The organism is Aquiflexum sp., assembly GCF_041751335.1.
Lineage (GTDB): Bacteria > Bacteroidota > Bacteroidia > Cytophagales > Cyclobacteriaceae > Aquiflexum.
Genome location: NZ_JBGSXS010000448.1, coordinates 1 through 11,146 on the forward strand (window position 1 = coordinate 1; position 11,146 = coordinate 11,146).

The 11,146-nt window shown below is 40.2% G+C and carries 10 protein-coding genes; 6 read left to right on the forward strand and 4 right to left on the reverse strand.

Annotation, left to right across the window (positions count from 1 at the left end):
• Window positions 1–303, forward strand: a 303-nt coding sequence (locus ACEW8U_RS23320; protein WP_373524462.1) for a hypothetical protein, incomplete at its 5' end; no start/stop codon positions are given.
• Between the two features lie 106 nt (window positions 304–409).
• Here the strand turns inward: ACEW8U_RS23320 and ACEW8U_RS23325 are convergent.
• Together ACEW8U_RS23325 and ACEW8U_RS23330 are read right to left on the reverse strand one after the other, a co-directional pair.
• On the reverse strand, window positions 410–1,609 hold the full coding sequence (locus ACEW8U_RS23325; RefSeq protein ID WP_373524463.1) for an acetylxylan esterase: 1,200 nt from the start codon (window positions 1,607–1,609) through the stop codon (window positions 410–412).
• Window positions 1,610–1,721: 112 nt separating this feature from the next.
• Complete coding sequence (locus ACEW8U_RS23330; protein WP_373524464.1) at window positions 1,722–3,494, reverse strand: sulfatase; 1,773 nt, start codon at window positions 3,492–3,494, stop codon at window positions 1,722–1,724.
• Window positions 3,495–3,673: 179 nt separating this feature from the next.
• Between ACEW8U_RS23330 and ACEW8U_RS23335 the strand changes: the two genes are divergently transcribed.
• From ACEW8U_RS23335 to ACEW8U_RS23355, 5 genes are all read left to right on the forward strand, one after another.
• A complete protein-coding gene (locus tag ACEW8U_RS23335; RefSeq protein ID WP_373524465.1) occupies window positions 3,674–4,594 on the forward strand; it encodes a sugar phosphate isomerase/epimerase family protein in 921 nt (306 codons plus the stop codon).
• Between the two features lie 414 nt (window positions 4,595–5,008).
• Entirely contained in the window at window positions 5,009–5,701 is a 693-nt protein-coding gene (locus tag ACEW8U_RS23340) for a type IV toxin-antitoxin system AbiEi family antitoxin (RefSeq protein WP_373524466.1), read from the forward strand.
• A complete protein-coding gene (locus ACEW8U_RS23345; protein ID WP_373524467.1) occupies window positions 5,698–6,489 on the forward strand; it encodes a nucleotidyl transferase AbiEii/AbiGii toxin family protein in 792 nt (263 codons plus the stop codon). Before ACEW8U_RS23340 ends, ACEW8U_RS23345 begins: the two co-directional genes overlap by 4 nt.
• A gap of 171 nt (window positions 6,490–6,660) precedes the next feature.
• Complete coding sequence (locus ACEW8U_RS23350; RefSeq protein ID WP_373524468.1) at window positions 6,661–8,082, forward strand: TlpA family protein disulfide reductase; 1,422 nt, start codon at window positions 6,661–6,663, stop codon at window positions 8,080–8,082.
• A gap of 287 nt (window positions 8,083–8,369) precedes the next feature.
• Entirely contained in the window at window positions 8,370–10,013 is a 1,644-nt protein-coding gene (locus ACEW8U_RS23355) for a hypothetical protein (protein ID WP_373524469.1), read from the forward strand.
• Window positions 10,014–10,232: 219 nt separating this feature from the next.
• Here ACEW8U_RS23355 and ACEW8U_RS23360 read toward each other — a convergent pair whose 3' ends face one another.
• Together ACEW8U_RS23360 and ACEW8U_RS23365 are read right to left on the reverse strand one after the other, a co-directional pair.
• Window positions 10,233–10,433, reverse strand: a complete 201-nt coding sequence (locus ACEW8U_RS23360) for a dodecin family protein (RefSeq protein ID WP_373524470.1) — start codon at window positions 10,431–10,433, stop codon at window positions 10,233–10,235.
• A 175-nt stretch (window positions 10,434–10,608) separates the two neighbouring features.
• A partial coding sequence (locus ACEW8U_RS23365; RefSeq protein ID WP_373524471.1) for a sorbosone dehydrogenase family protein occupies window positions 10,609–11,146 on the reverse strand: 538 nt, incomplete at its 5' end.

Sequence of the window (11,146 nt, forward strand, 5' to 3'; positions counted from 1 at the left end):
GATGTGGAGTATATCTTGCTCAATGTCATAGAACCCAGTGCCGAAATCCAGGATGACTACAGGATGGTGGTGATCAATACCCGGGATGGCAGGACTTATTCCGGAAATGTTATCGGAGAAAATCAAAGGCAGATTACGCTCCGGGTAGTAGGTCAAGAACCCGTCATCATCAACAAATCCAGCATACAGTCCAAGGAGGTGACAGAGGTATCCATGATGCCACCTGGCTTGTTCGAAAACCTTACCGAAAAAGAAATTGTAGATTTGATGGGGTATTTGAAGACGAATAAGAGGGTGGATTGAATTTTTGGTTTTCGGGATATTGGGACTTTAATAGAACGCTGATGAAGCTGATTTTGCTGATTTGCGCAGGTAAAAAAATCAGTGAAAATCTGTCAAATCAGTGTTATCAGCGTGCCAATAAAAACTCCTTATCCACAAAATCCATAAACCGTTCCCAATCATAAAGCGTCAGATTGTGTTTGCCGTCACGGAGGTGGTAACCAACTGAATTTGTATGGATAGTTCTTTGGTGGTTTTCAAAACTTTCCGGAAGGTCAACTTTGATTCCATAAATATCTGAATAGACCCTGGAACCCAATTTAAGTGACAAAAACTCCCCTTTTGGATCGGCCCATTGGTCTTCTATGGCTGATGCAAAGTAGATAGCCCTTGGGGCAATACAAGCTGCCAAAAGGTGTTGGTCAATCGGCAATGCATCTTCCTTTTCATTGAAGGTCTTGAAATTATCGTTGAACCAATAGGGGAAATTGGTATTGATGCGCTTAACGGTTTCACCGAACCGCCTTCGTGACAATGCCGCACCTCCACAACCGGATTCATTAGGAATGACCACTGCCCACCTTTTGTCATTGGCCCCAGCCCACAAAGCAGCTTTCCCGCCCCTAGAATGTCCGACTATGGCTGAGCTATTTTGATCTATTGAAATATCGTTTTCGAAATAATCCATTGCCCTCATAGCACCCCAAGCCCATGCTGCCAAACCTCGCATACCCTCAGGCATTTCCAATTGTTCGGGATAAAGATTATCCAATATTCCATGAGAAAACCTTTCCTTTTCATCAGGTGAAACATCCTCCACATCAAAAACAGCCGCTGCATATCCCCTATCCACAATTTGCTCTATAGGAAAAAACTGATCTTCTTTATCTTCAAGTAGGTCTTGGACATTTCTATGGCTAATCAATAGAAATACCGGATGAGGTCCTTTTTCTTCAAGAGGTAAAAAGACAAACAACTTTATTGTCTGAGCTTTCCCATTTCTTGTAATCTTGATATCCACATTTTTTTTCAATGCCACCTCTTTGTAGAGATGATCTGAATCTACGAAAACGTCAAAATGAATCTCATCAAAATCACTCGGTATAGGACCATAGACATTTTCAGTGAAAAGCTGCATCAATTCCGGTCTTCTGATACTTTCCCAATCATCTACCGAATTGATTATTTCACCCTTGGTGCTGACAAAAGGATCGGGCAAGACCAAACCCGGGACTTTGGATTCGTTATAGTTGAATTGTTCTTGGGCAAAAAGGTTTATGTTTAGCTGAATAAATAAAAGGAATAGAAAATGCTTTAAAGTTAACATTGGATGTTTGATTAAGAATGTAAAATAAAATCTGAACCAATTGATTAAGATCTATTTGAATGATGTTTACTTAAAGGAATTCAGACCTTAATTTATTATATGATCAAGGACTTTATGGATTAGGAAACTGTGAAATAGTTGATGTCTTATACCCAATCCTTACTGCCCTTGCAGCCACTTTTTTGCCAGCAGAAACAGGCTCATGGTATAGCCGCCAATATTTGCCCCCTATCTCCTCTCCTACCTGATAGGCGATACTGGCACCTTCGGTTGCTGAGCTCAGCAAAAGCTGAATCCCTAAAGTCTCGAACTTGACCGGGGCAGTTTCGGGTTGCACCATTCCCGGCCACATCATATTGACAAGGTCATATTCGGGAACAAATCCTAAGTCACCGATTTCCAATTGCCAAGCTGACAATGCGTTTCTGAGTTCTTTCAGCTTTGCTTGATGCTCAGGGGAATCCGCGAGGTTATGGATTTCATCCGGGTCAGAACTGAGGTCATAGAGTTCCTCCACAGGTTTGGTTTTCATAAAAATATAGGCAGCACCTCCTGTCAGTTCTCCTTTTTGGTCCATTTCGATCATGGCTTTGGTCATGTCCACCTGTTCCCGATAGGCATTACGGTAAATCAAGGGGAGCTCCGGTCGAAAATTCCTGATATAGACATACCGCCCATCAATGACCGATCTGCTCATATCCAAGGCTTCATCAAACCTGTCCGCCGAGCCAAAGGAATATTGATGCGGATTTTTGGTTTTGTGAGGTCCTAAAAAAGCCCTTCCGTGCATATAATCCGGTGGTCCTATTCCAGCCAAAGACATCACTGTAGGGCCAAGATCCATCAGAGAAACAATGTCATCGACTTTGGTGCCGCCCATCTGTCCATTGGGCATTCTCACGATCAGGGGAACATGCAGCCCGGAATTTCCCACTGCCCTTTTTTGTCTCAACAGCGGTCCTCCATGGTCAGACCAAAAGAATATGATGGTCTTGTCCAACAGACCTTCTTCTTCCAAAGATTTCAACATATCCCCTACCTGCTTGTCCAATTCCATGATATTGGAATAAGCTCTGCCCACATCCTGTCGGACTACGGGCAGTTCAGGAAAGTATTTTGGAATGCTGACCATGCTTTTGTCCGCCAACATGGGATCTTCTTTTTTCATAAAAATCCTGGATTCATGGGTGATTTCATGGTTGAAAACCGCAAAGAAAGGTTGGCCTTCAGGCCTGTTTTTATAAGTGGCTTCCCTTCCTATTTCATCCCAAGCGGTAATGGGAGAATTAAACTGGTAATCTGTTTTGGCATTGTTGGAGGTGTAGTAGCCTGCTGCCCGGAGGTATTCGGTAAAGCATTTGACAAAGGGAGGGGGAACAGTAGCATATTCGGGTACGTTTCTGCCCTTGATGTCCTTTTGGGCATAATAGTCTTTGTAGGTCTCATTCTCAGGTTCCCGGAAAGCATAATGCGGTCCCGTCCGCATATTGTGCGAACCGATACTCACCGGATACATGCCCGTGATGATGCTGCTTCGACTTGGCGCACAAACCCCAACAGTCGAGTAGGCATGGGTATAGGTAATTCCCTCTTTAGCCAATCGGTCTATGTTTGGGGTTTTTATGCTTTTATCGCCATAGGCTTCCAACATGGGGCTAATATCTTCCACTGATATCCAAAGGATATTGGGTTTGTCAAGGGATTGGGAAAAAGTGGTTTGGGATAAAAAGAGGAAAAGAATGGAAAAAAGAGAAAGGTGTTTTTGGAAGGTCATTTGTTTGTGGGTTTTTGATTTGCTTAAGTTGGGAAAAAATGGGGAGGAAGGCAAGGTGGTGGAAGAAGATGATTTGAAATAAGGAAGTTTTGGTCTCTTTTGGTCTTGCATTAGGGTTGGTTATTTATTTGATTAGTTGGATTCGTGGGTTATGGTTTTGTCGGTGGATTCAATGGAATATCTTTAAGTTCTATTTTATTGATCGATTTCCGATGACCAAAGGTATTTTGTTGACATTTTCATGAGAAAATACTTTTTTGCTGTATCTTAAAAGAAAATAGCCAAAAACAATGAACCACAACATCCAAAATGCCCTGAAAAGAATTTCCATGATTTTACTAATGGTTTCTTTGATCCCATTTTTTGCATGCAGCCCGTCTGAGAAAAAGGTGACCGAAACTCCTGTTGCAGATGACAACCCTGTGTTTTCCAAAGATAATCTGATCGCTTGGTGTGTAGTCCCTTTTGATTCGGAGAAGCGCGGCCCTCAGGAAAGAGCCAAAATGCTCAAAGATTTGGGCATTACTATGTTGGCCTATGATTGGAGAGATGAGCATATCCCGACATTTGACGAGGAGTATGAAGCCTTGACAGCCAATGGCATCAGGCTGCAAAGCTTTTGGATGATGAGCGGACATGATCCGGAAAATGACACAAGGGTGCAGACCGTTTTTGATTTTATAGAAAGAAACGAGGTGGAGACAGAAATTTGGCTGCTTGTGGAAGAAGGCGAGGATTTTAATGCATTAAGTCAGGAGGAAAAAGTGACTGCCATGGCCAAACCGATCCGGTATGTGGCAGACAGGGCTGCGGCCAATGGATGTAAGGTGGCCTTATACAACCATGGCAATTGGTTTGGTGAACCGGAAAACCAAATGGCCATCATCGATTACCTGGATTTAGACAATGTAGGTATGGTATTCAATTTTCACCATGCAGCACCCTATCAAGAACGGTTTTCAGAGTTTTTCCCGAAAATCAAACCCCATCTCTATGCGATCAATCTCGCCGGACTTAAAAAGGGTGATACCGGGAAATTTTACGGAGTAGGAGAAGGTGATTCTGAATATGTAATGATCGAAACCATCCTAAACAGTGATTATCAAGGCCCTATTGGGATTATCAACCATGACACCGAAAGAGACGCCGAAGTAGGCCTGGAAACAGAAATGGCAGGTTTGGACAAGGTTCTTCAGACCGTAAAAGAATAATTGCAATCGGGCATCCAATTTATTTCCTACTTCAATTACCCGATATTCGCTCAACACTACAGCCATGAATGGGTGGACTTGGCGGATTGGTTATTGCCGAAGTTCCGGAATTGGCTAGTTGTGCGGCCTTTTTTAATATTTGGTGAATAGTAATCAGAAGTAATTAAACATATAATCAGGCTGCAAAAATTAAGTTTAAAGCATCCTATTTAAGTCTTATTAATTTAGAAATATTTTGCGAAAAGCACCGAAAATCGGTACTTTTCGCAAAATATTTCTAATATGCTTTCAGACAGAAATAATAACCGATTAGAGGAATGGATAGAGGAATGTCAATCTAAAGGTAGATTGGCATTCAACCTTACCGAACTAATCCAGAGTTTTCATTCTGATACTGATATAGCCATAAAAAGGATGTTGGACAGATTATCTGAAAAGGTAAAAATCGTTTCTATTTTCAAGGGCTATTATCTTATCATCCCTCCTCAGTATTCTTCAAAAGGAATTTTGCCACCGGCAATGTTTATTGACGGACTGATGAAGTTTCTTGGACGAAAATACTATGTGGGACTTTTAAATGCTGCGGCATTGCATGGAGCCTCTCATCAGCAGCCTCAAGAATATTTCGTAATAACCGAATATCCAGTCTTGAGAACCACCCAAAAAAAAGGGATTAAAATAAACTACATCAGCACAAGGCAACTTCCACCTGACACGGTTGTTGATAAAAACAAAACGGAAACAGGATACCTCAATGTATCAAATCCATTACTGACTGCAATAGACCTAATTTATTATGAAAAGAGAATAGGTGGTCTTAACCGAGCTTCAACTGTAATTAATGAATTGATTGAAAAAGTAAAGCAAAAAGACATAACCGATGAGCTAATTGATTATGCTAATGTCACATCATTGCAGAGGTTAGGATTTATCCTCGAAGAAATAGTGTACAGAAAAAAACTTGCACAAAAGATTTACAATCTATGTAGTAAAGCAGGGAAAACTTTTTATCAGATCCCATTAAAGGCATCAGGAGAGAGAAAAAAGGGACATCTGAATGGGAAATGGAAATTGATTATCAACACACAAATTGAACTTGAAGAATGATTCCCCAAGCATACATAACCGAATGGAGCAACAATGTTCCATGGCAAACAAATGAACAAGTGGAACAAGACCTTGTAATTTGCAGAGCATTGGTTGAAATTTTCAAAGATGAATTCCTGGCCAGTCGCTTAGCATTTAGAGGTGGAACAGCACTACATAAATTGTTTCTGCAACCACAACCTAGATATTCAGAGGACATTGACTTAGTTCAAATCAAATCAGAACCTATAAAAGAAACAATTCAACATTTACAGAAAGCACTTTCGTTTCTTGGCAAATCAAATGTCACTCCAAGAAAGGATAATAACACCATTTATTATCGTTTTGAGTCTGAGTTTCCGCCTATTCAAAGAATGAAACTTAAAATTGAAATCAATTGCCGTGAGCATTTTTCTGTTCTAGGTTGGGAAAAGAAGCCTTTTTCAGTTGATTCAGAATGGTTTAATGACAAATGCAATTTAACCACCTATTCTCTTGAAGAATTATTGGGAACAAAACTACGGGCTTTATACCAGCGAAGAAAGGGAAGAGATTTGTTTGACCTTTGGAAGGCACTGACTACTTCACACGTAAATCCTAGATTAGTTGTCAAATGCTTTAAAGAATATATGAGCTTCTCTTTGGACAAGGCCATTCCTACGAAAAAGCAATTTCTCTTAAACCTGGAAGCAAAGAGAACTGATGCGGAGTTCTTAGGGGATACCGTTGCTTTATTACGACCTGATGAAAAATACATTCTTGAGGAAGCATTCGAAGATGTTATTAATAAGCTGGTAGAACCCATGTAAAATAAAAAGTGCCCTAATTCGGAGAAGTGGTTTCCTAACAAAAGATTTTTATAATTTTTTAACTTTCAATTTTAAAAGGCTAGTAGTAAATTTAAATTCAATAAAAATCTTGCCGATCTTTTTTTACAAAATTAACTGTTTATTTCAGTCCTCCCTCGAAACCCTCAGATCATGAAAAAACTCATCAATTCCTCCTTAATTATCTTGATTTTGGCATTTAGCTGTTCCCAAAAATCTGAACCACAGGACCCGACCATTATCGTCTCCGGAAAAATCGAAAATCTTGAAACAGAAGATATTGCAATTTATCAGGACGGAGATATTGCAGGTGGAAAAATAGATGAGGATGGGAATTTCAAACTGGTTTTTGAAGGTGATGAAAGTTCGAGTTATAGTTTATATTACGGACGGACCAATTTTAGCCTCTACCTAAGCCCGGGAGACAGTATTTATCTTACCGCAGATGCGGAAGACATTTCCGGTACTTTTGATGTGCAGGGAGATCATGAAAAAGAAATCAGGTATCTCTTTGAAAAAGATCAATATGATAAAGAAAGCGGCCTAAATAATCCAACGGATTTGATGGGAAAATCGAAAGATGACTACTTTAAAACAAAAGATAGTCTTTTCGCGCTTTCAAAAGTCAAATTTGAAGAATTCAAAATGCAGGAAAATGTAGATCCTGAATTTATCACCGAAGAAGAGGCGTATTTTAACTATGCACCTCTTGGCTTTGATTTACAATATCCAATGTATCATGCTTATGTGACCAAAAAACCACAGGATTCAATAGATTTCCCCAACGATGAAGTGAATGCTAAATTAGCTGCTGTTCCCTTAGATCAAAAGCATCTTCTCAATGTAGGGACCTACACCTCATTAATTTATAAGCGGATTTCAAATCTCACAAGTGAAATCATGAAAAGTGACAGTTCATTTGCGTCAAGTGAAAATGCCTATGAAAAAGCGAGCATGCTTGCCATAGACTCTTTATTAAAAGATAAAACCGTAAAGGATCATTTTCATTATAACTCCATAAAATCTAATTTGGATTACCGCGGACCTGTCCATGTAGAAGAATCTTATGAGAAATTCATGATAGAAAATGAGTCTCCAAAGTATGCCGAAAAACTAAAAAAATTAAAGGATAAATGGGAACCCATCAGTCCCGGAAAAGATGTTCCGGATTTTACCTTCACCAATATTGAAGGCGAGGAAGTAAAACTGGTTGATCTGAAAGGTCATCTTGTTTATATTGATATTTGGGCTACATGGTGCGGGCCCTGCATCGCAGAACATCCGCATTGGGATAAGATGAAAGAAGAATATAAAGATCAACCAGTAGAATTTCTGACGGTATCCATTGATGATACCCGGGAACCTTGGGAAAAGATGGTCAAAGCCAAAAACATGGAAGGCCTTCAGTGGTTTGCCGAAAATGCCTGGAAGTCCGATCTTACCCAACATTTTATGGTAAATGCCATCCCTAGATTTTTACTATTGGATGAAGAGGGGAAAATAATTGATCCATCTGCTGATAGGCCTTCCGGCAAGATCCGTGAGTCCCTGGACAAATACTTAACTGAAAAATGAAAGATGTTTAAAATATAAGGATTACATTGGAAACTTGACAAAGTAGGGTTAATTTTATTCGGGCAATCAAAGTCACACACCATATGTATCGTTGATTCTCAGTAATTTATAAGCCCTCCATTCGCACATTGGAAAATCAGATCCGAATTAATGTGATTTTCCCGTACTTAAAGGTATCACATAAGTTTGAACTGATGTGATACATCTTACTCCCTTAAATATTTAAAATGATTCTTTTGAAGGGGAGGTATTGGGTAATTGATTTAATATTCAAAAACAATCCACCAATGAAATCAAATGATCAATGTTCCTTAAGCAGGCATTCGACAGGTTCCTGGCAATTATTGTCCGATACTGTTTTGGGTATGGCACTCCTTCTTGCCATAATTTCATGTGAAAGCCAAAAGAAAACCTCCGAATATCTCGCTGATGATTACGGAATCACCATTTGCGGAACTGTTCAATACACCGGGAACTGCAGTCCTGAGACAGATTCTCTTGTTCATCTTGGCCTTGCCCTTATCCATCATATGACCTATGACGAAGCCGAAACTATTTTTGACAAGGTAATTACAAGTAACCCGGAATGCATTTGGGGGCCTTGGGGAAAAGCCATGAGTTATATACATCCCCTATGGGGTGATCAGCCTACTGAAATTCAAATGCAGACAGGCTGGGAAATGGCCGAGAAATGCGGTGTACTTGCCAATGGCGACAAAGAATTGGCTTTTGCAGAAGCAATAGCCGGATATTACCGGGAAGGAATAAAAAGTCCTCTTGCCGACCGCCTTCGAAACTGGAATGGGGCCTGGGAAAAGGCCTACCGGGATTTTCCTGAAGACATGGAAATTAAGTCCTTCTATGCACTTTCCTTGATTGCAGTGGCGGATCCCAAGGACAAAACATACACCAATCAGCTTTTGGCCGGTGAATTGGCACAGGAAGTTCTTCGTGAAATCCCTGATCATCCAGGTGGATTTCACTATACCATCCATGCTTACGATTATCCCGAACTTGCCGAAAAAGCCAAAACAGCCGCTGACAACTTCAGTAAGATTGCACCCCAAGTTGCCCATGCCCTGCACATGCCTTCCCATATTTTTACAAGATTGGGGATGTGGGAGGAATCTGTGGAATGGAACAGAAGGTCGGCAGAAGCGGCCAAAAAATCCTCCCCATCCAGGGTCTCCCTGCATTTTTTACATGCCAAAGACTATATTGTATATGCTCTACTGCAACAGATGAAAGACAGGGAGGTAATAGAGGAGCTGAAGGAAATAGAAGGACTGCAGGGAAGTATAGAAATGCATCCGGCTTCCGCCTATGCTCTGGCTTCTTGTGAAGCCCGGTATGCCCTTGAAAGGCACAACTGGAAACTTGCTGAGGACATTTTGCCCAGAAAAGGCAAGAACATTGACTGGGAAATTTTTCCTGAATTTGAAGCTTTGAGTCACTTTGCCATAGGACTTGGGGCTGCCAGATCCGGTGATATTAAAAAAGCACAAATTGCTTCCAAAACACTTCTATCCCTATCTGAAAAAATAAAAAACCCCTACTGGTCTGGACAGGTAAAGGTTCAAACCTTAACTGTCAATGCATGGACTGAATTTGCAAAAGGCAACAAAACCAAAGCACTTGAATTGATGGAAGAGGCAGAAAAAAGGGAGCGGGCCACCAACAAACATCCCATCACGCCTGGAGAACTGTTGCCTGCAAGTGAATTACTTGCAGACATGTATTTGGAATTGGATATGCCCAAAGAGGCTTTGAAGCACTATGAGCTTGCCTTGGATCGTAGTCCTGAAAGGTTCAACAGCCTACAGGGTGCAGCAAAAGCCGCAGAAATGACAGCCAATACAGAGCTCTTTAATCATTACAATAAGAAGTTGTCCACACTTACCAAGAATGCTCAGATAGTCGCTTCCTTGTAAAATGTGCTAAAAACCCGGACAGGATTTTAACAAATCTTCGTCTTTGCGAAGATGTATGAGTGTGAAATATGAAATAGAACGAACATAAATATACACTCCGGCTAAAATTCTATACATGATTTAGCCGGATTTCAAAAATGGTTCTTTTCAGCGATTTGTAAAGAAAAGTCCATTAATGATTCCTTTATGAAATAAAATGAATCTGTAGTGATTGAAAAATTAATCCACTCTGAATGATACTTTACAAATTACCCCATAAGTAGTGATTTTTCCGTTTTCTACATGCGCTTTAATATCCTTAACAAACACTGAGTCAATATTTCTTACAGAACTTGAAGCTTCGCTTACAGCCTTTTGCATTGCGTCTTCAATTCCAATTTCTGAGGCAGCAATTACCTCTATCACTTTTACAATTCCCATATCAATTTTATATTTGGTTATTTGCTTAATTTACAAAAAAATTATCAGACAAGAGTTGATATTGACGATAAATTTGATTTTTTACAGATTCGATTGGGTAATTCAATTTTAACAAATAATCACCATGAATGAAAACTTACAACTACGTCCTTATAACTTAGGATTTTAATTGAGCTCATTCATACCCAAACCTGTAAATCTTCCCATCAAAGCCACAAAGGTACATTTCATTGGATTGGTCAATGCCAAAGGAGGAGATGGGAAAATTGGCCCTCATCAGTAAAGTATTTACAGGGTTATCCAAATTACTGAAATCCATTGTCCATATCCTACCGGAAACAAAGTCACCATAAATATATAATCCTTGCAATTCTGTTATTTCAGTACCTCTATAGACAAAGCCTCCTGTAACCGACCTGTCACCATTTGTGTGGGTATATTCCCAAATGGGCAATATCAGACCTTCTTGGTCACAACCACTGGCAGGATTAAAACAACTGAAACCTTCCATGGTTCTCCAACCATAATTCCCCCCTTTGGTGATGATGTCTATTTCCTCTGCCCTATTCTGTCCCACATCACCTGTCCAAAGTTCATTGGTCTGGGAATCAAAACTAAAGCGCCAAGGGTTCCTTAGGCCGTAGGCATAAATTTCTTCCTTAAATCCTTCCTCATTATTGACAAATGGGTTGTCCCCGGGGATGGCATAATTT

Excerpts from the sequence above, each read along its gene's own strand:
- ACEW8U_RS23325 (WP_373524463.1), bottom strand. The coding sequence starts at position 1,609 with ATGTTAACTTTAAAGCATTTTCTATTCCTTTTATTTATTCAGCTAAAC.
- ACEW8U_RS23330 (WP_373524464.1), bottom strand. The coding sequence starts at position 3,494 with ATGCAAGACCAAAAGAGACCAAAACTTCCTTATTTCAAATCATCTTCT.
- ACEW8U_RS23335 (WP_373524465.1), top strand. The coding sequence starts at position 3,674 with ATGAACCACAACATCCAAAATGCCCTGAAAAGAATTTCCATGATTTTA.
- ACEW8U_RS23340 (WP_373524466.1), top strand. The coding sequence starts at position 5,009 with ATGTTGGACAGATTATCTGAAAAGGTAAAAATCGTTTCTATTTTCAAG.
- ACEW8U_RS23345 (WP_373524467.1), top strand. The coding sequence starts at position 5,698 with ATGATTCCCCAAGCATACATAACCGAATGGAGCAACAATGTTCCATGG.
- ACEW8U_RS23350 (WP_373524468.1), top strand. The coding sequence starts at position 6,661 with ATGAAAAAACTCATCAATTCCTCCTTAATTATCTTGATTTTGGCATTT.
- ACEW8U_RS23355 (WP_373524469.1), top strand. The coding sequence starts at position 8,370 with ATGAAATCAAATGATCAATGTTCCTTAAGCAGGCATTCGACAGGTTCC.
- ACEW8U_RS23360 (WP_373524470.1), bottom strand. The coding sequence starts at position 10,433 with ATGGGAATTGTAAAAGTGATAGAGGTAATTGCTGCCTCAGAAATTGGA.